At 68.2% G+C, this 22,969-nt stretch carries 24 protein-coding genes and 1 pseudogene; 16 read left to right on the plus strand and 9 right to left on the minus strand.

What is annotated here, in order from left to right; translation table 11 throughout:
- On the minus strand, nt 1–873 hold the full coding sequence (locus HQ314_RS18780) for an alpha/beta fold hydrolase (RefSeq protein WP_222650912.1): 873 nt from the start codon (nt 871–873) through the stop codon (nt 1–3).
- Between the two features lie 174 nt (nt 874–1,047).
- Between HQ314_RS18780 and HQ314_RS18785 the strand changes: the two genes are divergently transcribed.
- Nucleotides 1,048–1,407 carry a VOC family protein gene (locus HQ314_RS18785; protein ID WP_222628033.1) on the plus strand — a complete coding sequence of 120 codons (360 nt, stop codon included), beginning with the start codon at nt 1,048–1,050 and terminating at the stop codon, nt 1,405–1,407.
- Between the two features lie 58 nt (nt 1,408–1,465).
- On the opposite strand, the gene HQ314_RS18790 is transcribed toward HQ314_RS18785, so the two are convergent.
- The 4 genes and pseudogenes from HQ314_RS18790 to HQ314_RS18800 form a co-directional block, all read right to left on the minus strand.
- Nucleotides 1,466–2,326, minus strand: a complete 861-nt coding sequence (locus tag HQ314_RS18790; RefSeq protein WP_056446493.1) for a helix-turn-helix transcriptional regulator — start codon at nt 2,324–2,326, stop codon at nt 1,466–1,468.
- 62 nt (nt 2,327–2,388) lie between these two features.
- A pseudogene (locus tag HQ314_RS21825) lies at nt 2,389–2,496 on the minus strand (alcohol dehydrogenase); the annotation flags it as partial.
- A gap of 138 nt (nt 2,497–2,634) precedes the next feature.
- Nucleotides 2,635–3,297 (minus strand): SDR family NAD(P)-dependent oxidoreductase, encoded by a 663-nt coding sequence (locus tag HQ314_RS18795; protein ID WP_222650913.1) that lies wholly within the window; start codon nt 3,295–3,297, stop codon nt 2,635–2,637.
- 28 nt (nt 3,298–3,325) lie between these two features.
- Nucleotides 3,326–4,543, minus strand: a complete 1,218-nt coding sequence (locus HQ314_RS18800; RefSeq protein ID WP_308119488.1) for an MFS transporter — start codon at nt 4,541–4,543, stop codon at nt 3,326–3,328.
- Nucleotides 4,544–4,662: 119 nt separating this feature from the next.
- On the opposite strand from HQ314_RS18800, the gene HQ314_RS18805 reads away from it, so the two are divergent.
- The 7 genes from HQ314_RS18805 to HQ314_RS18830 all read left to right on the plus strand — a co-directional run bounded on the left by HQ314_RS18805 (nt 4,663) and on the right by HQ314_RS18830 (nt 13,128).
- Nucleotides 4,663–6,885, plus strand: a complete 2,223-nt coding sequence (locus tag HQ314_RS18805) for a GGDEF domain-containing protein (protein ID WP_308119490.1) — start codon at nt 4,663–4,665, stop codon at nt 6,883–6,885.
- A gap of 87 nt (nt 6,886–6,972) precedes the next feature.
- Nucleotides 6,973–8,139 carry a VOC family protein gene (locus tag HQ314_RS18810; RefSeq protein WP_222650914.1) on the plus strand — a complete coding sequence of 389 codons (1,167 nt, stop codon included), beginning with the start codon at nt 6,973–6,975 and terminating at the stop codon, nt 8,137–8,139.
- The gene (locus tag HQ314_RS21545) at nt 8,136–9,071 is read left to right on the plus strand and encodes a fumarylacetoacetate hydrolase family protein (RefSeq protein WP_261781859.1); all 936 of its coding nucleotides are present in this window, start codon (nt 8,136–8,138) and stop codon (nt 9,069–9,071) included. Before HQ314_RS18810 ends, HQ314_RS21545 begins: the two co-directional genes overlap by 4 nt.
- Nucleotides 9,068–10,615, plus strand: a complete 1,548-nt coding sequence (locus HQ314_RS21550; protein WP_308119492.1) for a bifunctional 3-(3-hydroxy-phenyl)propionate/3-hydroxycinnamic acid hydroxylase — start codon at nt 9,068–9,070, stop codon at nt 10,613–10,615. The genes HQ314_RS21545 and HQ314_RS21550 overlap by 4 nt, the downstream gene beginning before the upstream one ends.
- Nucleotides 10,605–11,807, plus strand: a complete 1,203-nt coding sequence (locus HQ314_RS18820) for a cytochrome P450 (protein ID WP_222626979.1) — start codon at nt 10,605–10,607, stop codon at nt 11,805–11,807. The genes HQ314_RS21550 and HQ314_RS18820 overlap by 11 nt, the downstream gene beginning before the upstream one ends.
- On the plus strand, nt 11,804–12,001 hold the full coding sequence (locus tag HQ314_RS18825; RefSeq protein ID WP_222626980.1) for a ferredoxin: 198 nt from the start codon (nt 11,804–11,806) through the stop codon (nt 11,999–12,001). The genes HQ314_RS18820 and HQ314_RS18825 overlap by 4 nt, the downstream gene beginning before the upstream one ends.
- A complete protein-coding gene (locus HQ314_RS18830) occupies nt 11,998–13,128 on the plus strand; it encodes an FAD-dependent oxidoreductase (protein ID WP_222650915.1) in 1,131 nt (376 codons plus the stop codon). Before HQ314_RS18825 ends, HQ314_RS18830 begins: the two co-directional genes overlap by 4 nt.
- Before the next feature lie 60 nt (nt 13,129–13,188).
- Here the strand turns inward: HQ314_RS18830 and HQ314_RS18835 are convergent, their stop codons facing one another.
- Nucleotides 13,189–14,142, minus strand: a complete 954-nt coding sequence (locus HQ314_RS18835; RefSeq protein WP_222626982.1) for a manganese catalase family protein — start codon at nt 14,140–14,142, stop codon at nt 13,189–13,191.
- A gap of 207 nt (nt 14,143–14,349) precedes the next feature.
- Between HQ314_RS18835 and HQ314_RS18840 the strand changes: the two genes are divergently transcribed.
- Nucleotides 14,350–15,075, plus strand: coding sequence for a YoaK family protein (locus tag HQ314_RS18840; protein WP_051613006.1), 726 nt, complete (start codon nt 14,350–14,352; stop codon nt 15,073–15,075).
- Nucleotides 15,076–15,091: 16 nt separating this feature from the next.
- Here HQ314_RS18840 and HQ314_RS18845 read toward each other — a convergent pair whose 3' ends face one another.
- Nucleotides 15,092–15,664 (minus strand): TetR family transcriptional regulator, encoded by a 573-nt coding sequence (locus tag HQ314_RS18845; RefSeq protein ID WP_056446518.1) that lies wholly within the window; start codon nt 15,662–15,664, stop codon nt 15,092–15,094.
- A gap of 110 nt (nt 15,665–15,774) precedes the next feature.
- Here HQ314_RS18845 and HQ314_RS18850 point away from each other — a divergent pair, with 110 nt between their 5' ends.
- The 3 genes from HQ314_RS18850 (at nt 15,775) to HQ314_RS18860 (ending at nt 17,347) form a co-directional block, all read left to right on the plus strand.
- Complete coding sequence (locus tag HQ314_RS18850; RefSeq protein ID WP_222650916.1) at nt 15,775–16,830, plus strand: NAD(P)-dependent alcohol dehydrogenase; 1,056 nt, start codon at nt 15,775–15,777, stop codon at nt 16,828–16,830.
- Between the two features lie 70 nt (nt 16,831–16,900).
- Complete coding sequence (locus HQ314_RS18855) at nt 16,901–17,047, plus strand: hypothetical protein (protein ID WP_197027715.1); 147 nt, start codon at nt 16,901–16,903, stop codon at nt 17,045–17,047.
- Nucleotides 17,048–17,056: 9 nt separating this feature from the next.
- Nucleotides 17,057–17,347 carry a YrhK family protein gene (locus HQ314_RS18860; protein WP_308119493.1) on the plus strand — a complete coding sequence of 97 codons (291 nt, stop codon included), beginning with the start codon at nt 17,057–17,059 and terminating at the stop codon, nt 17,345–17,347.
- 37 nt (nt 17,348–17,384) lie between these two features.
- On the opposite strand, the gene HQ314_RS18865 is transcribed toward HQ314_RS18860, so the two are convergent.
- Complete coding sequence (locus HQ314_RS18865) at nt 17,385–18,104, minus strand: TIGR03943 family protein (RefSeq protein ID WP_222650917.1); 720 nt, start codon at nt 18,102–18,104, stop codon at nt 17,385–17,387.
- On the minus strand, nt 18,101–19,051 hold the full coding sequence (locus HQ314_RS18870; protein WP_285187616.1) for a permease: 951 nt from the start codon (nt 19,049–19,051) through the stop codon (nt 18,101–18,103). The genes HQ314_RS18865 and HQ314_RS18870 overlap by 4 nt, the downstream gene beginning before the upstream one ends.
- Before the next feature lie 235 nt (nt 19,052–19,286).
- On the opposite strand from HQ314_RS18870, the gene HQ314_RS18875 reads away from it, so the two are divergent.
- From HQ314_RS18875 to HQ314_RS18890, 4 genes are all read left to right on the plus strand, one after another.
- Nucleotides 19,287–20,333 carry an ABC transporter substrate-binding protein gene (locus tag HQ314_RS18875; RefSeq protein WP_285187618.1) on the plus strand — a complete coding sequence of 349 codons (1,047 nt, stop codon included), beginning with the start codon at nt 19,287–19,289 and terminating at the stop codon, nt 20,331–20,333.
- Nucleotides 20,334–20,407: 74 nt separating this feature from the next.
- Nucleotides 20,408–21,400, plus strand: coding sequence for a FecCD family ABC transporter permease (locus HQ314_RS18880; protein WP_374197855.1), 993 nt, complete (start codon nt 20,408–20,410; stop codon nt 21,398–21,400).
- Nucleotides 21,397–22,182 carry an ABC transporter ATP-binding protein gene (locus HQ314_RS18885; protein WP_222626986.1) on the plus strand — a complete coding sequence of 262 codons (786 nt, stop codon included), beginning with the start codon at nt 21,397–21,399 and terminating at the stop codon, nt 22,180–22,182. The genes HQ314_RS18880 and HQ314_RS18885 overlap by 4 nt, the downstream gene beginning before the upstream one ends.
- A 220-nt stretch (nt 22,183–22,402) precedes the next feature.
- Nucleotides 22,403–22,969: a hypothetical protein gene (locus HQ314_RS18890; RefSeq protein ID WP_222626987.1), complete on the plus strand. Its 567-nt coding sequence runs from the start codon at nt 22,403–22,405 to the stop codon at nt 22,967–22,969.

Below are 22,969 nucleotides of genomic sequence, written 5' to 3' on the forward strand. Positions count from 1 at the left end.
CTACGTCCGGACCCGTCGATCGACCCGCTCGACCGCGGCGGTGAGCGCCCGCGGGCATTCGTGTTCCGGGAGGTGACCGCAGTCGTCGAGCACCGTCGTGTCCCGACCGGTGATCTCCCACACCTGGTCGTCCAGTCGACGGTGGTCGAGCACCGGATCACACGATCCCGCCACCACTTCGAGCGGCACCGCGCGGCTCCACTCCGCGAGCCGCCGCTCCGAGATGTGGCGATCCGCGCGCGTTCCGGCGCAATGCGTCGACACCAGAAGTCGCCATTCCACCAGGTCGTCGTCCGGACGGAAATGCTGTCCGCAGAGTGCGGCCACCGCCCTGGAGGTGCTGTGCGCTGACGTGCGGCGTCGCAGGAACCGCCCATCGGGGCGAGAGACCGGGACGATGCCTTCGGGACGGACCAGCACCATCGCGCCGACCGACGATCGGCAGGTGGCGGAGAGGGCCGCCGCGGCGCCGCTCCCGATGCCCAGCAGAACCGGCCGCGGGGCGCCGATCTGCGTCAGGGTGTCCTCCAGCCAGCGACCGTAGTCGGCCGAGGCCCGGCCCCGGCGCGGGCGCACCCCCGAACTGAGCCCGGGCTGGCCGGGCATGTCGGCGACGTGCACCGTGGCGTCGGGCATCGCATCGATCAGCGGCGTCAGAAGTGCCGCGCAGGACAGCTCGCCGGGCACCACCACGACGGTGCGCTGCGCGTCGGGTCGAACGACGGACGTGACGACGGTCGAGCCGAGCGAGGTGTCGATCCGGCGAACGGTGTGCGGCGTGGACCAGTCGGCGAGTCTGCGTCGGCACCATTCCTGCACGGCGTCTCGGCCTGCTGTGGTCCGGTACGTGCCCGTGTCGACGGCGAGCATCATGTCGAGGTGCCTCTTCCTGCTGGACGTCGTTCGGGGTCGCGGAAGCGACCGCCGACCAGACTTCCCGGCACACCGTGGGAGGACATTACTCGTGCGGTCGGCGGGTTGCCACTCGGCGACAGAGGTCCCGCGGAAGGACACGCGCCGGGCGTGCTCGACCGGCATGATCGGGCAATGGCGACGACCAGGCACCACCGCATCGACTACATCGAGCTGTCGGTCACCGACCTGACGGTCGCTCGGGCCTTCTACGCGGGTGCCTTCGGATGGACGTTCGTCGACTACGGCCCGACGTACGCCGGCATCGTGGGAGCCGACGGCGCCGAGGTCGGTGGGCTGGCCGTGGTCGAGACCCCCGCGCCGGCGGGAGGACCACTCGTGCTGCTCTACTCCGACGACCTGGACGCATCGGCTGAGGCGGTCGAGGCCGCCGGCGGATCGGTGGTGTCCGGCCCCTACGACTTCCCGGGTGGACGACGCTTCCACTTCGCCGATCCGAGCGGCACCGTGCTGGGTGTGTGGGCGGCGTCCTGAACCACGCGATGACGACAGTGGAATCGAGACCCCGGATTCCGGGGTCGGGAGTACACGATCAGCGGGCTGCTTCAGTCGACCAGGACCCCAGCAGTCGCAGTCGATCCGCGCTCGGGGATCCGGGCTCCGCTGTGTAGACCATGAGGACGGAACCGGGGTCCGCGGTGATCACCAGTTCCTCGTAGGCGAGGTGGACCTCGCCGACGACGGGATGGTGGAAGCGTTTGGTCCCGGCGCCGTGAGTGCGGACGTCGTGCGCTCCCCACAGCCTGCGAAAGGTCTCGTCGCGTGTGGACAGTTCGCCGACGAGGTCCTGCAGGCCCTTGTCGTGTGGGTCCCGGCCGGCCTCCGCACGCATGATGGAGACGCACATCTGCGCGAACAGGTCCCAGTCGGGATAGAACTCCCGCGACAGCGGATCGAGGAACTGGAACCGAGCCAGGTTGGGCACCCGGCCGCCGTCACCGATGACGGGCGCGTAGAACGCTTTTCCCAGTTCGTTGGTGGCCAGCAGATCCTGCCGTCGATTGCGTACGAAGGCGACGCCGTCGGTGATGGAGTCGAGTGCCCACTGCAGGCTGATGCGCGGTGGGGTGATGCGCTCCGCCCTGCGACGGGGGCGTCCCGACGTGGGGACACCGTCGGCCGCGCGAGCCAGATCGAGCAGATGCGCATGTTCGGTGTCGGTGAGCTGCAGGGCGCGCGAGAGCGCGTCGAGCACCGACGACGATGCACCGCCGATGGCGCCCCGCTCGATGCGGGCGTAGTACTCGACCGACAGGCCGGCCAACGACGCCACTTCGCTGCGACGCAGGCCGGCCACCCGACGGGTACCACTGGTCGTGATGCCTGCTGCCTCCGGTGTCAACCTCGCGCGGCGGGTCATGAGGAACTCGCGAACCTCGGCCTTGGTGTCCATGAATTCAGCGTAGGACGACCGGAGGCGATGAGGGAGGCCCTGTCATGACACCCCTCGCGCGGTCAGGCCAGCGTCGCCGTGTCGATGACGAACCGGTAGCGGACATCGGAGGCGAGCACCCGTTCCCACGCATCGTCGATCTTGTCTGCGGAGATGACCTCGATCTCGGCTCGGGACAGTGGCTCGTCTGCTGCGGTGGCGGCTCACGCCTTCACGGACGTGGTCATGTCTCCAGTCGACACCCGCGTCGGCGGTCGAGGGAGTCCCCGATGGAGGGTGTACCCGCAGGGCACCTCTCGTGGAGAAGGTCAGTCGAGAGGTGCTGCGAACGTGCGGAATTCGCCGCGCTCGGTGTGCATGGTCCACAGCCGTTCCGCGAGCGCGTCCGGTTCGTGCGACGGCTCGCCCGCGCCGATGCCCCGCGGAATGATCAGCTGGCCGACGTGCAGCCCCTCCGGTGCGAGTGCGTCGTGCAGCAGTTGGGCGTAGGCACTCTCGCCGGCGAAGGCGACCGAGGTCCCGGCGACGGTCGCGCCGGGACGAACTGCACTGCCTCCGTTCACGAACAGCACGGTGCCGCGTCCCAGCGACCGCATTCCCGGCAGTGCCCAGTTCACCGCGGTGACGGGTCCGTAGATGGAGAACTCGACCGGACCGACGAGATCGGCCACGCGTGTCTCGAGGACCGGCTTCATGAATTCCCTTGCCGGGACAGGGCTGTACTGCAGCACCTCGACCGGTCCGAGTCGCTCGGCCGCCGAGTCCAGCGCGGTGGTCAGGGACTCGGGGTTCCGGACGTCGGCCGCGAAGCCCGCGGCGGTGATCCCGGCATCGCCCAGCGAGTCGGCGATGCGGTCGACATTGCCCTGCTCTCGTGAGATCAGGGCGACCGAGAACCCCTCGCGGCCGAAGCGGCGAGCGACGGCGGCTCCGAGTCCCTCACCCGCACCGATGATGGCGATCGTGGTCATGGTCGTTACTCCTCTGATCGAGTGGAAGTCAGGACACCAGTGCGTCGTGCTGCGGGGTGGTGCCGGCGCGGTGGCCGTGTCCGGGCCTGGCCATGATCACGAGGGTAGCCAGCGGAACGAGCAGCGCGGCGGCGAACGCTGCGCCGACGACCGGGATCGAGGCCGGGCCGAACACACCGATGGCCCGCGCGGTGACCGCACTCCCCATCGCGGTGCCGAGGTTGAACATGGACGTGCACAGCGAAGTGGCCAGGGTGGGTGCACCCTCGGCGAACCTGAGGGCCATCGACATGAGGACCGGGTTCATACCGAGACCGGCGAGACCGGCGATCGCGAGAAGTGCGATCGACGGTGCGGCGTGGCCCGACACCGCGCCGAGCAGGGCGAGTGCCGCCGCGACGGCCATGCCCCCGCTCAGAGCAGTCCCGTACGGCGCGCGGCCTGCGAGCCGGCCACTGCCGAGTGTGCCGGTGACGGCACCGACGCCGAAGATCGCGAGACCCACCGGGAGGAGTTCGGCGGACAGGCCCGCACGCTCCGTCAGCAGCGGGGCGATGAACGAGTAGGTGGACATCACGGCCGAGGTGACGAGGACGCAGGCAGCCATGACCACCCACAGGCGCCGCGACATCAGCGCCGCCGTCTGCTCTCGCAGCGGGACGGTGGTCGAGGCGGAGCGACCGCCGGGAACGATGCGAGCGACCGGAACAGTCGCGAGCAGCGCCAGCCCGGCGAGGATCCAGAACGGGCCACGCCACCCGACGAGCTGACCGGCGACGGACCCGAGGGGCACGCCGATGACGGTCGCCAGGATGCCCCCGCTGAGGACCATGCCGATGGCACGCGCGGCGTCGTCCGGGCCGGACACTCGAGCACCGACGGACGCTGCGATCGACCAGAACGCCCCCGTGACCAGCGCGGTCACGAAGCGGGCGACGAGGACGACGGAGAGCTCGTCGGTAAGTGCCACGACGACATGTCCGGCGGCGAACACGGCGAGCGAGAGCAGCAGCGTCGTGCGCTCGGGAACTCGCAGCACCGCCACCGCCACCGCCGGCGTGGCGATCATGCCGATCGCGAATGCCGTGACCAGGAGACCCGCCTCGGAGATCCCGATGGCCAGGTCGCCGGCGATGTCGGGCAGCAACCCGGCCACGACGAACTCGGACGTGCCCATGAGGAACGTGCCCATCGCCAGGACGGAGACGAGGAAGGGCAGCGGTCGACGTTCGGTGGTGGAAGGCACGGTCGTCGACGCTATCGACGTCCTCGCGGCGCAACGAGACCCTGACGAGGCACCCTTCGGTAGGGCACCCGACGGTCGTCGAGGCGAAGTTTGTCAATCGTGCTCGACGAGACCATGCTGTGTCGGATGCCCACGCTCTCGCGCTGTCTGTCGTGACCGACCCGGCGCTGGACGCTGCCGTCCTGCGCTCGCTGCTCGAACGATCTCCGGACATGATCATGCTGTCGGAGTTCTCCGGTGCGGTCGTCCACGTCAACCCGGTGGGGCTGACACTCCTCGGTCTGGCCGCGCTGCCGGCTGCGGGTGTCACCACCGCGGAGGTCTTCACCACGCGGGGGCTCGAGGTCGCCGGCGACGTCGAAGCGGCGCTTCGGACGGTCGGACACTGGCAGGGGCGGACCGAACTTCGACACTTCGGCACCGACGTCGGTGTCCCGGTGGCACTGTCCACCTTCGTCGTACGTCGATCTCGAGGTACGCCCGACCTGATCGCCACCATCATCCGCGACCGCACGCACGGTCACCGTCGGGACGCGGATCTCGTCGCTGCAGCCCGTTCGGCGCTGCGCTCCGCAGCCGAACATCGTGCTCTCGCGGAACTGAGCGGTCTCGCGGTCTCCGCCGACATGCCGTCGCTGTTGGTGGCTGCCACGAGCACGGCGGCCACGGTGGTCGGCGTCGAGTCGGCTGCCATCGCCAGAAGCGTCGAGGACGCCGGGACGCTGCGCTTCGACGCGGTCACCCGCGAACTCAGACCCGACGTCGTGATCGCGGCCGGAACCGGCTCGCTCTCCGGGTATGCCCTGGCGCACCACGAGGCCACCGTGTGCGTCGACACGAGGGAGGAATCGCGGTTCGACGTCTCGGCGATGAACCTCATGGGTTATCGCAGCGGCGCAGCTGTTCCCATCACCACCGGAGCAGGCCAGTGGGGTGCGCTGATCGTCTTCGGCACCGAGCCGAGTGTGGTCGGCGAGGGTGAGCTGACCTTCCTGTCCGCGGTGGCCGGAGTGCTGTCGGGGGCGCTCGAACGAGTCGACCTCGATCGAAGGCTGCACCGTCGCAGCATGCACGACCCGCTGACCGGACTGCCGAATCGAGCGCTGGTCTACGAGGCCATCGACTCCGCGCTCGCCGACGAGAACGGATCCGTCGCCCTGCTGCTGCTCGACGTCGACGACTTCAAGATCATCAACGACAGCCTGGGTCACGACGCCGGGGACCGTGCGCTCGTCCGCTTCGCTCGCCGGCTGGTCACGGCGACTCGCCCCGAGGACATGGTCGCCAGGCTGGGCGGTGACGAGTTCTTGATCGTCTGCAGCGGAGTCGAGGACGCATCCCATGCCGAACGGCTGGCCGCCCACGTGCTCACCGCTCTCGCCACGACGTCCACGTTGGACGGCGCGCCGACGCCGGTGAGTGCGAGCATGGGTGTTGCTGTCTCCGAACGGGACTCGACTCGACGCGAACTTCTGAGGCGTGCCGATCTCGCGATGTACCGCGCGAAGGACACCGGTGCCGGTGGGTACGCCGTGTTCGACCCGGACGACCTTTACGACGCCGACCGCGTGCGCACGCTGTCCGTCGATCTGCGCGGTGCGCTCGCCCGTGACGAACTGTCGCTGCACTATCAGCCGGTGGTCGACGTGGGGACGGGACGCATCGTCGCGGTGGAGGCACTCGCTCGGTGGACGCACCCGAGCCTCGGCCCCATCGCGCCGTCGGAATTCGTCGCCGTCGCCGAGCGCACCGGCCTCACCACCCCGCTGGGCGAGTGGTCGTTGGGGAGTGCCTGCCGCCAGGTGGTGCAGTGGCGCCGGTTCTGCGACGTGAGCGTGCGCGTCAACATCAGCGGTCTGCAGCTGCGCGACCCGGCGTTCCCTGCGCGCGTAGCCGCAACCCTCCGCGAGACGGGTGCACTGCCCGGCGAGGTGGGTCTCGAGATCACGGAGACCGTCTGGCTCGCCGACACCGGCCGCGTCGCGGCGAACCTCTCCGCGCTGCGCGACCTCGGCGTCGCGTTGCTGCTCGACGACGTGGGCAAGGGGTACAACAGCCTGTCCTACCTCGAGCGGTTCCCGGTGTTCGAGAGCTTCAAGATCGACAAGGCGTACATCGACGCGGTGAGCACCCCGCGTGGGCGGGCCGTGGTGTCCGCCATCGTCCTGCTGGCCAAGGCCTATGACGTGACCGTGGTGGGGGAAGGGGTGGAGACACTCGAGCAGTGGGAGGCGCTCGCCGCCGCCGGGTGCGATCTGGTGCAGGGCTTCCTTCTCGGCCGCCCCGCGGATGTCGCCCGCACGACGGCCCTGCTGCACGAGCAGGCGGCGGGCCCGGTGTGAACCGCACTCGGTGATGATTTCATCAGAAACTCTTGACTGGGTGTCCGATCATGAGTGACGATGTGATCACCTACTTCAGGAGCGGCCATGACGATCGACCACGCGCACCGGATCCGCGACGTCGACGGGCATCAGGGGATGCACGTCGATCAGGGCGCGCTGCCCGGCGAGCATCCCGGACGCGCCGCGAATCCGGTGATCAAGGTTCAGGACATCGCATGGCTGGAGTTCCGTAAGCCCGATCTGGACCGTGCGCAGACGTTCGCGGAGGCGTTCGGATTCCGCGTGACCGTGCGGACCGACGACGAGCTGCACCTGCGGGGTCTCGCCGGCCGGGCGCCGTGCGTGATCATCCGAAAGGGGCGTCGGACGTCCTACGTCGGCGCTGCGTTCCGCGCTGCGGAGTCCGCCGACGTACTTCGTCTCGCCGAGGTCACGGGCCACCGAGCCGAGCGGTTGCCCGACTCGATCGGGGGGATCGGGGTGACCGTGACCGACCCGAGCGGTCAGCCGGTCCGGGTGGTCGCCGACCTCGACGACGGTCGGCAACTGCCGGGACAACGCACCCACGACTACAACTTCGGGGCGCTCGACGACGCGGGAATCACGCGCACCAATGCCACGCAGCGGCCACCGCACGAGCCCGCCCTCGTGGAACGGCTCGGTCACGTGGTGCTGCAACGTACGCGCTACCTCGAGAACCTGAACTGGTACCTCGAACACCTGGGACTGATCGTCAGCGACTTCCTCTACTACGACGGGCAACGTCACCGTGGCCCGGTCATGAGTTTCATCCGCTGCGACCGGGGGTCCGAACCGACCGACCATCACACCCTCGCGATGACGTTGGGTCCGTCGGACCGCTACGTCCACTCGGCGTACCAGGTGTGCGATCTGGACGCGATCGGTGCGGGCAGTCGCTATCTGACCGAACGCGGGTATCGGCACTCCTGGGGCATCGGCCGCCACATCCAGGGCAGTCAGATCTTCGACTACTGGCGTGATCCCGACGGGTTCCTCGTCGAGCACTTCAGTGACGGTGACCGTTTCGATGCGACGCTGGATCCGGGCTGGGCGCCGATGACGGCATCCGGTCTCGCGCAGTGGGGGCCGCCCGCCAGCAAGGACTTCCTGGGAATCGCTCCGAACCGGCGATCACTCTCCGAACTGCGCTCCATCCTCACCGGACTGCGCAGCGACAACGAATTCGACTCCGAACGCCTTCTCGGCCTGATGAAAGTAGCCTCGTCATGAGCATTGCCGTTCTCCGTACCGTCGACTCATGGTGGGTGCAGACCCGCGAGGGTGCTGTTCGGGTGGACACCGCGGCAGTCACCACCGCGGAGCTGCTCGCCGACCGTTCGGCCGTCGATGCCGCCGCGGCCGGCGCCGAGACCGTGCCGGTGGCCTCACTCGAGCTCGTCTCGCCCGTCACCGCACCGTGTCGGGTGGTGGCCCAGATGACCAACTACGTGTCACACGTGAAGGATTCCGGTATGAATCCGGAGACGGTGCCACTGACATTCTTCCGGAAGTCGTCGGGGTCGATCAGCGGACCGACCGCCGACATCGTCCGGCCGGCCCATGTCACCCTGCTCGACTACGAGGTGGAGATCGGGCTCGTGGTGGGGACGACCCTTCCCGTCGGATCGACGATCGACGACACGACGGTCGCCCGCCACATCGCGGCACTGGTGATCACCAACGACGTGTCGGCCCGCGACGTCCAGCTGCCCAAGACCCAGTTCTACGAGGCGAAGTCGTACCCGACCTTCACCCCCGTCGGCCCCGTCCTGTTGATTCTCGAGGACGGCGACCTGGCGCGGTTCGATCAGCTCCGGTTGATGCTGCGCGTCAACGGGGAGATCCGGCAGAACAGTACGGTCGCCGACATGATCTACAAGCCGGTGGAGGCGCTGCGCACTCTGACCGGATTCCAGCGCGTCGACCCGGGCGACCTGATCCTGACCGGCACGCCCGGGGGAACTGCGCTGAAGGCGCCGGCGAAGGTGATCGAGATGATCGGCGCCCTGGTGCCGCCGGCGGTCAAGTGGAAGACCTTCTTCAAGAAGCAGGCGAGCAACCCGGCGTACCTGCAGGACGGCGACGTCGTGGAGGTGACCATCGCCACCGACGACGCGATGCTCGACCTGGGGATGCAGCGCACGACGGTGCGGTACGCGTGACGCACCACCCGGCCGTCGTCGTCGGCGCGGGACCCACCGGCATGGTGGCGGCCTCGCTGCTGGCTCGGCACGGTGTCGAGACGCTCGTGCTGGACAGGTGGGAGGACATCTTCCCGCAGCCGCGTGCCGTCCACCTCGACGACGAGGTGCACCGCATCCTCGGCGATCTGGGCGTCGCCGACGCGTTCACCGACATCTCTCGCCCCGGACACGGCCTGCGCCTGGTCGACTCGGACATGGCCACCATCGCCGAGTTCGAGCGTGACCCGGAGTCTCGCCCCCACGGCTTCCCGCCGGCCAACATGTTCGACCAGCCAGAACTCGAGCGCATCCTGCGCACGGCGATGACACGCGACCCGCATGTGGAGTTTCGCGGTGGTGTGGAGATCATCGACGTCGCCACGATGAAGGACCACGTGGAGGTGGTCTTGCGAGACATCGCCACGGGTGAACGCAGCGCCGTCACCGCGGACGTCGTTCTCGGGTGCGACGGTGCGAACAGCGCTGTTCGCGCCGCACTCGGAACCTCCATGGAGACTCTGGCGCCCGAGCAGCGGTGGCTCGTCGTCGACGTGTCGAGCCCGGTCGACCCGGGTCTGTGGGACGGGGTGCATCAGCTCTGCGATCCACACCGCGCGGGAACGTTCATGCGCATCGGCGCCACTCGCTACCGGTGGGAGTTCGAGCTGCTGCAACACGAGACCGTCGACGACTACTCGGATCTCGACTCGCTCACACCCCTGCTCGATCCGTGGCTACGCGGCGCTCCGAACGCCGATCTCGAGCTGGTACGGGTCACGGAGTACACCTTCCGTGCCCAGATCGCGGACCGGTGGCGTGATCGACGGGTCTTCCTGCTGGGAGACGCCGCGCATCTGACACCGCCCTTCATCGGTCAGGGCATGGGTGCCGGACTGCGAGACGCCTACAACCTCACGTGGAAGGTGGCCGGTGTGTTGCGCGGCACCCTTCCCGAGCAGGCACTCGACACGTACGAGCAGGAACGAGTGCCGCACGCGCGGGCCATGATTCGCCAGGCCGTCGCCGTGGGCTGGGCGATGAACGGCGGCGGCGAACGTGTCGCCGGCCTGCGGCGCCGGGCCTTTCCGATGCTCACGCGCGTTCCCGGTCTGACTTCCCTCGTCACGGACAGCGCGACCCCGCGCCTGCATCCATCGGCGTTCGTGCGACGGGGGTCGATGTCGCCGCGTCGGCTCGAGGGAACGTTGTGTCCGAACGCACCGACGGAGCGCGGCGTGCGCTTCGATGCCGTCGCCCCGTATCGGTTCACAGTGGTCACCGCCGTGGTGCCCGAACCCGCTCAGCGTCAGGAGATCACGCGCCGTGGCGCGGAGATCCTGCTGGTCAGCCCCGGGTCGGACCACGGCAGATGGTTGCGTGGCGGACGTGTGTCCGCGGCCCTGGTCCGTCCCGACCGGACCGTGATGGCGACCGCGCGGTCCCTGTCCGCCCTGCACACGCTCATACCCCCTTCTCCACATCCGTTCCCCCCGAATCAGATCGGACGTGCCGATGAGAACTGACACGGCGATCCCGCGGTACACGCAGGACATCTACTCCACCGCCGCCATCCTCGATCCGTACCCGCACTACGCAGAGATGCGTGCGCTGGGTCCGGTCGTGTGGCTGTCTCGTCAGAAGGTGTACGCGGTCACGCGCTACGCGGAGTGCAAACAGGTACTGCTCGACGACGCGACGTTCATCTCCGGCGATGGAGTCGCCCTGAACCCCGTCGCCAACAGGCTCGGTCGGGGTACGACCCTGAACAGTGACGGCGACGACCACACCCTGAAGCGTTCGGTGCTCGCGCATCGGCTCACTCCGAAGGCCGTCCGGAAGATGGCCTCGGCGGTGCAGGAGAAGGCCGAGCACATCGTCGACGCGGCGATCGCGAAGCGGTGGGTCGACGGGGTCGACGACCTCGCCACGGCGCTACCCACCTCGATCGTGCCTGATCTCGTCGGCTGGCCCGAAGATGGCCGCGACGAGTTGTTGCGCTGGGCCGGAGCGACATTCGATGCGCTCGGTCCACTGAACCGGCACTCCGTGGCGGCGACCAGAGCAGCGACGGAGATGATGGCCTACTCCCGACGCGTGGTCGAGGAACGGTCGGTGCTGCCGGGCAGCATGGGCGCGGATGTCCTCGCCGCTGCCGACGAGGGCCGCATCGAGAAGTCACAGTGCCCGGCGCTGATGATCGATTATCTCGGTCCGTCCCTCGACACGACCATCGGCGCCATCTCCGGTGCACTCCATCTCTTCTCGAAGCACCCGGATCAATGGCAGGCGGTTCGCGAGGATCCGGCTCTGATTCCCAACGCGATCAACGAGGTGGTGCGGTACGAGTCGCCCATCCGTGCGTTCTCGCGCCGGGCCGTGCGACAGGAGGTGATCGGCGGTGTGGTGATCCCGCGGGACGCCCGGGTACTGGTGCTGTACGCCTCGGCGAACCGTGATCCGCGTGAATGGCACGACCCGGACTCGTTCGACATCACCCGGGACGCGTCGCGCCAACTCGGATTCGGATCGGGAGTGCACGGGTGCGCCGGCCAGGGTCTCGCTCGCCTCGAAGCGTCCACGATCCTGCGGGTCCTGGCCGAGCGCGTCGAGCGCATCGAACCGGCCGGAACTCCTTCGCGCGCAGTCAACAACGTCATCCACAGATTCGATCGGCTCCCACTGAGACTGGTCGCAGCAGAAAGGACACCATCATGATCGTCGATGTCGACTGGGATCGATGCGAGGGACACGGCATCTGCGCAGAGCAGGCTCCCGAGGTGTTCAGCCTCGATGACGAGGGCGAGCTGCACCACGCCTACGACGGCGCGGACATACCGGACGAGTTGGTGTCCGGTGCTCGATCCGCCGTGGGTGTCTGCCCCGTCGCGGCTCTGCGTGAGCGCACGTGAGCGGTGCGGAACGCCGAGTGGTGATCGTCGGCGACTCCATCGCCGGGTGCACCGCGGCACGTGAACTCCGTGCGATCGGTCACGAGGGTCCGATCACCATGATCGGATGCGATCCCGACGGCTGCTATGCCCGGCCGCCGCTGTCCAAACGCGTTCTCGCGGAGGGCATCGGTGCGTCCGATGTCTGGGACCTGTCCGATCTCGACCTGACCGCCGTCACCGCGCTGGCGACCGGAGTCGATGTCGGGCGACGAGTGATCACTCTCGCGGAGGGTGACGACGTTCCGTACGACGCTCTCATCGTGGCGACGGGGGCGGACGCTCGCAGACTGGCTGCACCCGACCAGAGCGGTGAGCTGGTGGTGCGCAGCCTTGCCGATGCTCGTCTGCTGCGGGAGCGGCTGGAGAATGCGACGTCCGCGATCGTCGTCGGCGCAGGGTTCCTGGGGATGGAAGTGGTGAGTGCCTGTGCGGCACGCGATGTTCCGGTCACGGTCATCGACGTGGATCCGCCGTTGCAGCGGATACTCGGCCCGTTCCTGTCCGAGGCGATCACCGCACGGGCGGCTGAACGCTCGGTCGACGTCCGCCGGGTGGACCGGCCCGTCGAGTTGATCGGCGATCCGGTGGGTGGGGTCCGGATCGACGGCATCGAGTCGACGGCCGATCTCGTGGTCAGCTGTGTCGGTGAGGTCCCCGGCACGCACTGGCTCGACGGCAGCGGGATCGGTGACGGCGGCGGCGTGGACGTCGACGACCGCTGTGCGACCGCGGTGCCGGGAGTGTTCGCTGCGGGAGACGTCACTCGTGGCTCGGACGAGAACGGCCGGGTTCGCCGTACCCCGTTCTGGTCCACTGCGATCGCGCAGGGCAGGGTCGCCGCGGCATCGGTGTTGGATGTGCCGCCCCGGTGCGCACCGACGGACGACTACTTCTGGACCGAGGTACTGGGATTGTCCATCAAGGTCGTCGGTCCGCTGCCTCTCGTCGGTGCACCCACCGTGTTGGAGGGATCGGTGAAGGACGGCTCGGCTCTCCTCGAGTGGACTCACGACGACGGTCGCAGGACCGTCGTGGCCTACGGGATGAAGAAGGCTGTCGGGTTGTTGCGACGCATGGTGTCGTGATCACCGATGCGGCACTGCGCGAACGAGAGTCGCGCAGTGCCGCATCGGTGAACTGTCAGATCACTTCCCGAGTTCGCCGAACGTGGCGTCGATGTCGGCCATCTCCATCTCTGCGGTCTGCTGGATCAGCTCCATGAGCTCCGGATCGAGCCCGGGTGCGAACTCCTCCGGTCGCTCGGGCGCGATGTCGAGGGGTGCACCCGCCGGCGCCTGTTCGCTCGCGTCGAGATCCGTTCCGTCCTTCGACGGCGACATGCCCTGGTAGATACGGCCCGCCTCGGACGCGCCGGTGAGGTCGAAGGTGTACTGCTTGCTCTGCAGGCCCATCTCCACGAGCTTCTTCACCTCGGGGAACTGCTCGGCGTTCGTCTTCGGAATGGGCAGCGTCTTCTTCCAGTCGACACCCAGTGTCTCGAGTGCCTTCGCGTAGCCGTTCTCGTGCGCCTGGTCCCGAACGATGAGGTAGGAGATGGTGGACCGGGCGGTCTTGTTGTCGGTCATCTCGTACATGCGGCACTTCTGTAGGCGCCCCGTCGATTCGAGCATGAGGTTGTACAGCAGATCGAGCACGAGGTTGCCCGAGTTGTAGACGTAACTGCCGCTCCACGGGTTGCCCACCGAGTCGACGGGCATCGCGCCCTGAGCACCGACGAGGTGGTGATGGATGTTGCCCTCGGACAGGGCGATGTTCAGCGGCACCGCGCCGCCTGCGCCCGGCGTGTCGAGCGGATCGTTCTGCTTGCCCTGGTATCGCGGCGACCCGTCGAGCAGGCGAGAGATGGTGGTGCCGATGAGTTCGACGTGACTGATCTCCTCGGTACCGATGCCCTGGATCAGGTCCCGGTAGGGCTTGGCCGCGGCGCCGCGGAAGTTCATCGACTGGAACAGGTACTGCATCATCGTGCGCATCTCGCCGAACTGGCCACCGAGGCCCTCCTGCAGCGCGTTCGCTGCGGCGGGATCGGGCTCGTCGGGAACGATGTCGTGGATCAGCTTCTGTACGTGCAGATACATGGGGCCTCCTCAGGCGTGGGGCGGAACTGCCGCCCACGCAGCACGGGTGCCCCGAGTCTGACCACCCTCAATCCTTCGGTGTTGTTCCAGCCTTCGGAGAACGCTGTTGTGACCCACCACATTTCACTGGTGTTAAGCATCTTTATTGTTCTGTGATACACGCCTCACGGAGCCGTCCGAGCACATTCCGTTCGGAGAATGACAGGTATGACCTCATCTGTGGCGATCAGCCGTGACACAGCAGTCGGCCCGGAAGCCCGGTTGTCCTGGATTCTGTCGGGCCTCGCCGGGATGGTCGGCGCCGTCGCATTTCTGCATTCCGCCGGATACTTCGTCACCTTCATGACGGGAAATACCGAACGCGCGGTCGTGGGACATTTCGGTGAGCCCGCCGGCAAGGAGGTGGCTCCGGGCGCATCTCCCTGGGCCGCACTGGCACTGATGGGATCGTTCCTGCTCGGCGTGGTCATCGCGTCGATCTGCCGACGGAAGTACTGGTCGAACCATCCGCACGGTGCCACCGTGGTGACGACGATCGCGCTCGCGGTGGCGGGGTCGACCGACATCGCACTGTCCGGGTGGTCGTCCGCCGACGTGAACTTCTATCCGATCCTTCTCATCGCTTTCGCGCTCGGCGCGTTGAACACCGCCTTCACCAAGAAGGAGGAGACCTACATTCCGCTGAGTTATGTCACCGGAACGCTGGTCAAGCTGGGGCAGGGAATCGAACGCCACCTCTGCGGTGGCGGAACCCGCTACGACTGGCTCTGCTACCTCATGCTGCTGGGGTCGTTCTCGCTCGGCGGTGCGATCGGCGCTTTCATCGGCGTCGTCATCACCGGTCCCCAGGTGCTCCTGCTCGCCGCGCTGTTCAGCTTCGGTGCCACGATCTTCACCTTCACCCACACCGAACGGCAGACGGTCTTCGGCTGACAGGTGCCTCGTCGGCTCAGATCGCGTGGAACGCCCTCCGCGCTGTCGCTGCCAGTGCCGCTCGTCGGCGATCGTGGTCGGACGCGCTCTCACCCGCGTGCGCGGTGTGGACGATCGCGGACTGCGCCCACGTGGCGGCGAGCGACACCAGCATCGACCAGAGATCCTCCGCCGCGACGTCGTCGACGAGAGTGCCCCGCTTCTGTGCGTCGCGGATGGCGTCCAACTCGGCGCGACCGGCATCCTCGCGGTGCGCGAAGAGGGGGCCGATCGGAGTCCGCTCCAACCGCGCCCAGGTCACCAGGCGCACCAGCTCGGGATCGCCGAGGTACATGTCGTAGAGGGCCGCGACGTATCCGGGCAGGTCGTCCGCGTCGAGCGGGACGTCCGCCATGTCGACGTCCACCCGGTTGTCGAAGACCGCGTCGAACAGTGCCTGTTTGCTGCCGAAGTACGCATAGATCTGCGACTTGTTGATGGCGGCGTTCGCAGCGATGCGGTCGACGCGCGCCCCCGCGATGCCGTGCTCGGCGAACTCGGCCGTCCCTGCACGGAGTATTCGTCGTCTCGTCTCGGCGGCGTCACCCATGGGTCGAGCCTACGCAGTGACCAACTGGTTGGTCACTGCGATCGTTCCCGGTTACGATTCCAACTAACCAGTTGGTTGTCACCGACCGGTCCACTTCGAAGGGACATCCAGTGAGAACCGTGGCCGCCTACAGCGCATCCGCACCCGGAGCCCCGTTGATCCGGGACTCGGTGGAGCGACGGGACCTGCGGGCCGACGACGTCGCCGTGCTCGTGAGCCACTGCGGTGTGTGCCATTCCGATCTGCACGCGCTCCGGGACGACGCGGGGTCCTTCCCGCTCACCCCGGGCCACGAGTTCGTCGGAACGGTGCTCGACGTGGGCAGCGGCGTCACGGACTTCGCCCCTGGGGACCCCGTGGCCGTCGGCAACATCGTCGACTCGTGCGACGTGTGCGACATGTGCGCTGCGGGGCAGGAGAACTACTGCCGTGAGTTCCCCACCCTCACCTACGGCGGGCGGGACCGCGTCGACGGATCGACGACGGCAGGAGCCTTCTCGGCGGAGTACGTCGTGCGGGATCGGTTCGTCTACCACCGGCCGAAAGGCCTCGATGCGGCCGCGGTCGCTCCCCTGATGTGCGCGGGCATCACGGTGTGGGAGCCGTTGCGCCGCTGGAACATCGGTCCCGGCTCTCGTGTCGGTGTTGCCGGAATCGGTGGCCTCGGTAATCTCGCCATGCGATTCGCGGCGACGCTGGGCGCCGAGGTCACCGTGTTCACCACCTCGTCGGCCAAGGCGGAGGAGGCGCGGGAACTGGGTGCTCACAACACCGTACTGTCGACCGACGACGCCGCGATGGCGGCGGTGCAGGGCGGACTGGATCTCGTCGTCGACTGCATCCCGGTCGCTCACGATCCGCAGCCGTACCTCGCGAGCCTGGCGCTCGACGGAACCCTCTGTCTGGTGGGCCACCTCGGCTCGGTCTCGATCGAGACGGTGGATCTCCTGGTCGGTCGCAAATCGGTGAGCTCGTCCGGCAGCGGTGGTCGCCGGCACACGCAGGAGATGCTCGACTTCTGCGGCGACCACGGCATCACCGCGCAGGTGGAGGTGCTGCCGTCGGCCCTCGTCGGCATCGCTCTCGATCGCCTCGAGGCCGGAGACGTGCGCTACCGGTTCGTGCTCGACATGGGTGATCTGGTCGGCGACGGCACACCCGCCTGAGGGTTGCGGAATCGGGGCGCGGGGCATTCAGGGCGTGACCCGACCACCGATCAGAGAGCAGGACCCCGCGATGACGATGCCCAGTGATGCTGCGGACGCCGTGCCCGCCGCCGGAAGCAACGACGGACCGCGCGAGCACGAGCAGGACACCGAGCACACCGCGTACGTCGACGAGGAGAACGTGCCGCACCCCGGGGATGCGAACACCGACTCCTGATCGGCGACCGTGGGTATCGACACCAGCGGGAAGACGCTGACACTCACCATCGGACACGACGAGTTGATCGTCCGTCAGCGGTGGGAAGTGGTCAGCATCGTCAACGACATCGCGATCGCGGTGTGGTTCATCGCGGGCAGTGTGCTGTTCTTCAGTGAGTCGACGACCGAGATCGGCACTGTCCTCTTCCTCCTCGGAAGCATCGAGCTTCTGATCCGTCCTGTCATCCGCCTGTGTCGACGTGTGCACATTCGCCGAGTACGCGGCGCGACCGACGGAGTGGACAGCCTCGACTTCTGACAGCGGGACGATTCGACGACCGTGTCCACGACGTCGTTCAGTAGCTGTACGTGTTCGACGGCGCCTCCGTCGGTGTCACCGCTGTCACCCGGAGGTCCGGCGTCCACCGATCGTCCTCGGTGGCGCTGCCCGAGACCACGACACCTGTCACGATCCACCACTGATCGGCACCCGCGCTGCGCATCGACTCTGTGCCGGGACCCACGAGGTGCAGCCTCGTCGTCCGGGCGTCGGCGGCGCAGCAGATGATGAGGATGCGCGCCAGATCGACGCCGCCGTCCTCGCGGGGCATCGCGTATCCCCGGACCGCGATCTCGCGGTCGTCGAGTGTGCCCGCCGTGTCCGACCGGGCGCGCTGCAGGACGTCGATCATCGTCAATTCGGGCGTGCCGTCGGCCGGCAACGGGGGAAACGCTCGCCCGCCCGCGACGGTGATCGGCGGTTCCGCCTGGCGCTGTACGAACGATCCTGGTCCCAGCGCAGGGGGCGCGAGAAACAGGACGACCAGCGCCGGAGCGAGGAGCAACCACGGCATGCGATGCGAGTGCGCGTGACCGTCATCGTGCTCGTGCACACCGCCTGCCCTGATGTCGGAGACGATCGCCGCCGCCGCCAGCAGGAGGACGACCACCGCGCTGACGATCAGGTACGGGCCCAGCCCCGGTTTGACGTAGCGGACGTACGTGCCGTCGAGGGTGGTCTTCAGGACGGCGATGCCGAGAAACACCAGGAACAGGTTCTGCGTCTCCCGGCTCACGACGACAGTCCCGGGACGAGTACGCCGGCCAGGCACGCGCACAGAACCGCCGCGCAGAACACGACCGGTGCGAAGCGCACCGCGAACGTGCGTCCGAACGTTCCCGCGTGCATCGCGAAGAGCTTCACGTCGATCGCCGGGCCGACCACCATGAACACCAGCTTCGGGAGCGCCGGCAGGGTGGAGAAACTCGCGGCGACGAAGGCGTCGGCCTCCGAGCACACCGAGAGCACGACGGCGAGGACGGCCATGGCTGCGATGGCGAGCATCAGTTGTCCTGCCAGAGTATCGAACACGCTCTGCGGAACGACGACGTTCAGCATCGCCACGAACAGCGCTCCGAACGTGAGGTAGGCAGCAGACTGCAGGAGGTCCGCTCTGGCCGACTCGGCGAACACCGCCCAGCGGGGCGCGTCCTCGTCCGGGCTTCTCGCCTCGGCGAGCCGGCGCGTGATCCACGTCGGATCCGCGAAGCGCGTCCACAGACCTGCGACGACGACGGACGTCGCGAGCGATCCGAGCGCTCGCGCCACCACCATTCGTGGCTCGCCCGGAAAGGCGACGGCTGTCGAGACGAGCACGACGGGGTTGATCGCGGGTGCGGACAACAGGAAGGCCAGCGCGGGGCCGACGGGCACACCCCGGTCCAGCAGTCGACGGGCGATGGGGACCGATCCGCACTCGCACCCCGGCATCACCGCGCCGGACAGGCTCGCAGCGGTGATGGCCAGCGGCGTTCTGCGGGGCAGGATCCGCCGCACCATGGCAGGGGTGATCCACGCGGCGATTGCTCCGCTGACGAGCGTCCCGAGTACGAGGAACGGAATTGCCTGCACGACGACGCCGACGAAGATCGCTGCCGCGGTACTCGCCCGCGCGTTCGACATCACCACGTCGGACACGGGCACGGCGAGCAGTGCGGTGACCAGGACGATGCCGACGAACACCAGGGTGGAGGCGGACCTGGCCCGCGTCTCCGTCGCGGGGGTTCCGTCGCCCGGATCCGCCGCTGTGCTGTGGTCGTCGATGGAGCCACCCTAGGCCGACCGCAGACGCACTCGCGAGGTCGGCCGATTTCGCCGCGGGAGTACCGCAGGTTAGCCTGTGCTAACTCCACACCGTCGTGTGGTGGGCCGCCGGCGTATGTCGGCGGCTTCTCGCTGTCACACGAAGGAATCGTCTGTGGTGCACGCTGCTCGGCGCGTCGGCATTCTCGCCGCCGCCACCCTCGTTCTCGGTTCGCTCGTCGCCTGCGGCGCGTCCGAGGAGGTGACCGAGACCGCGGCCGCGACCACCGACGGCGGCACCACGTATCCCCTGACCGTCGACAACTGCGGTGAGACGGTCACGTTCGACTCGGCCCCGACCAGGGTGGTCTCGCTGGATCAGGACTCCACCGAGATCCTGCTGTCGCTGGGTCTCGCGGACCGCATCGTGGGCACGGCGTCGTGGACCGATCCGGTGCTGGACGAACTCGCCGACGCGAACGCCGGCGTGCCCCGGCTCGCCGACAACGCGCCCACCTACGAGGTCGTCGTCGATGCGGAACCCGATCTGGTGACCGCCTCCTTCGGTCGCCATTTCAGGCAGGGCGGCGTCGCAGAGCGGTCACGCTTCACCGAGACCTCGACCGCGACGTACCTCTCGCCGACCGATTGCGACAAGGGCCTGAGCGTCAACGGCGGCAACACGCGCACCACCCCGTTGACCATGGACTCGCTGTACCAGGAGATCACCGAGCTCGCGGCCGTCTTCGACGTCAACGAGCGCGGCGCGGAGTTCGTCGCCGAGCTGAAGGAGCGCATGGCCGCCGCGACGGCTCCGACGACGACCGACGGTGTGACGGTGGCATTCTGGTTCGCCGACACGAAGAGCCCGTACGTCGGTGGCGGTCTGGGCGCGGCGAACCTCCTGGCCACCTCTGTCGGAACGACCAACGTCTTCGCGGACCAGACCGACGACTTCCCCGCCGTCGGCTGGGAGACGGTCGTCGACCGTGATCCCACCGTGCTGGTGCTGGGAGATCTCACGCGAGCACGATTCCCCGGTGACCTCCTGGCCGACAAGATCGCATTCCTCGAGTCCGATCCGGTCACGAGCACGATGCAGGCCGTCCGTGACAAGCGCTACGTCTCGCTCCACGGCGCCGAGATGAACCCCTCCATCCGCACCGTCGACGGCGTCGAGAAGATGGTGGCCGGTCTCCGCGAGATGGGACTGTCGTCCTGACCTCCGCCGTCCTCGACACCGGGTCCCCGACGACCCCGCGTCGTGGTCGGGGACACACGGTCCGCGTCGCTGCGGTGTCGATCGGCGCGCTCGCTGCCGTGGTGTTCTCCGTACTGGTCGCCATCACTCTGGGGCCGGCGAACATCTCGATGGTCAACGTCCGCGACATCGTGCTGAATCACCTCGGTCTCGCGGACGTTCCCGTGAAGATGTCCAAGGACGCGATCGTCTGGCAGGAGCGGTTGCCCCGTGCTCTGGTCGCGGCGGCCAGCGGTGTCGGACTGGGTATCTGCGGTGTCGTCATGCAGTCGTTGCTGCGCAACCCCCTGGCCGACCCGTTCATCCTCGGGATCTCGTCGGGTGCCTCCACCGGCGCCGTGGTGGTCGGCGTGCTCGGCATCGGGGGAGCGGCGTTCGGGTTGTCGAGCGGCGCGTTCGTCGGTGCCCTGCTGGCCTTCGGGTTGGTGCTGTTCCTCGGCCGGCTCGCCGGGAACGGCACCGACCGCATCATTCTCGCGGGTGTGGCCGCGACGCAGTTGTTCTCGGCCCTCACGTCCTTTCTCATCTTCGCGTTCGCCGACTCCGACGAGACGCGTGGCGTGATGTTCTGGCTGCTCGGATCGTTCGAGGGTGTGCGCTGGAACGACGTGGCCCTGTGCGCCGGCGTCGCCCTGGTCGGCGTGGCGTTGTGCACTCGCCATGCGTACGTGTTGGACGCCTTCACCTTCGGTGACTCCGTCGCCTCCTCGCTCGGATTCGACGTCCGACGAGTGCGACTCGTGCTGCTGGTAGGCACCGCCCTGGTCACCGCGACATTGGTCAGTGTGGCGGGAGCCATCGGCTTCGTCGGTCTGGTGCTGCCCCACGCAGCGCGATTGCTGGTGGGTCCGAACCACAGTCGCCTCGTTCCGGCGACCGCGATCATCGGCGCGATCTTCATGGTGTGGGTCGACGCGGTCTCGCGCGTCGCGTTCGCGCCCACCCCACTGCCGGTGGGAGTGGGAACCGCACTGGTGGGCGTTCCCGCCTTCATCGTCATCATGGCGAGGCGAGGTCGGGACCGATGACCCTCCACGCACGGGACGTCTCGTGGAAGAGAGGCGCCGCACTCGTGGTCGACGGTGTGACCCTGACGCCGGAACCGGGGGACGTCGTCGGGCTGCTCGGTCCGAACGGATCGGGCAAATCCTCGCTGCTGCAGCTGATGTCCGGAGCGACGAACCCCACGTCGGGGGTGGTGCATCTCGACGGCGACGACGTGTCGTCCCTGCGCCGCCGCGACGTGGCCAAGGCCGTCGCCGTCGTCGATCAGGACACGCACACCGACGTGGACGTCACGGTCCGAGACGTGGTGCGGCTCGGGCGGATCCCACACCGCGGCATGTTCGGCGGATCCGATGGCGACGAGCTCGCCGTCGACGAGGCTCTGGCGCACACCGGTCTCGAGGACAAAGCGGATCGGCTGTGGCGCAGACTGTCCGGTGGCGAGCGCCAGCGCGTGCACATCGCGAGGGCGCTGGCGCAACAGCCGCGCGAACTGCTGCTCGACGAGCCGACCAACCACCTCGACATCCACCACCAACTCGAGATCCTGGCACTGGTCGCCCGGCTGCCCGTCACCAGTGTGGTGGCCCTGCACGATCTCAATCTGGCCGCCATGTTCTGCGACCGGGTGATGGTGCTGAAGAACGGCCGCGTCGTCGCCGGCGGTACCCCCGAGGACGTGCTCACCGAGGAGCTGATCGCCGACGTCTACGACGTGCGGGCGCGCGTCTCGGTCGACGCGCCCGGCGGGCGTGTACACGTCCGATTCGAACCCGGAGCGGTGCAGCGCGTTCCCGCCGGGTGACCGCAGGGTCGCTGTCTCGGGCGGTTCCTCGGCGCCGGCGTCATCGAGGTCCGGGTCCGCGGCGATCTCGACGGGCTCGGCGCCGCAGCGCTCGGACTCGGGGGTACGGCTCGCCGGACGGGACCACCACGGGTCCCGACGGGCTCCGATCGATGCATCGCGATCCGTTCCTTCGGAGCCGCCGGGAACTGCGGACGAGGATCGGGCGCATACTTACCGGATGCCCCCCAACGCGAAGCGCACGATTCTGAGCAACGGCGCCGACCGCGTCACCGTCTTCCACGACGGGAGGGTGAAGGTCACCTCGAGTTCGCACGTCTGGGACATCGTCGACCGCGGCCGTCACAGCGCCCTCGGCCAGTACGTCACCCTCGCGCCCGCACCGGCCCGCCACGCGGACGTTCGGGCGGACGACCGCGAGGCCGCACCGGGCACCCCCGACTTCGTCGCGGAGCTGGATCCGGAGCTCGGATCGGCCGTCGCCGGAACCGCTGCGGCCACCAACGGAACCTTCGTCCAGTTCGTGCACGACGGGACCATCATCGTCGGCAACGACGGTCGCGACCTCGCCGAGACGTTCAACACCGGCCGTGAGGCCACGGAGGAGGCGGCGGCGGAACGCGGCGGCGCGGTGACCGTGACGTTCAAGGGGTCCTACCGGCCGAGAGACGTCCGAGACCACGACTGGCTCATCGAGATCCCGCCGAAGGAGAAGCCCTTCAGCAATCGTCTGTACCGCGGGGACTACGAGAACCCCGAGAACAAGGTGGGTCCGCACCGCAGGTAG

Source organism: Rhodococcus sp. BP-332 (assembly GCF_019836065.1).
In the GTDB taxonomy this organism is placed as follows: Bacteria; Actinomycetota; Actinomycetes; order Mycobacteriales; family Mycobacteriaceae; genus Rhodococcoides.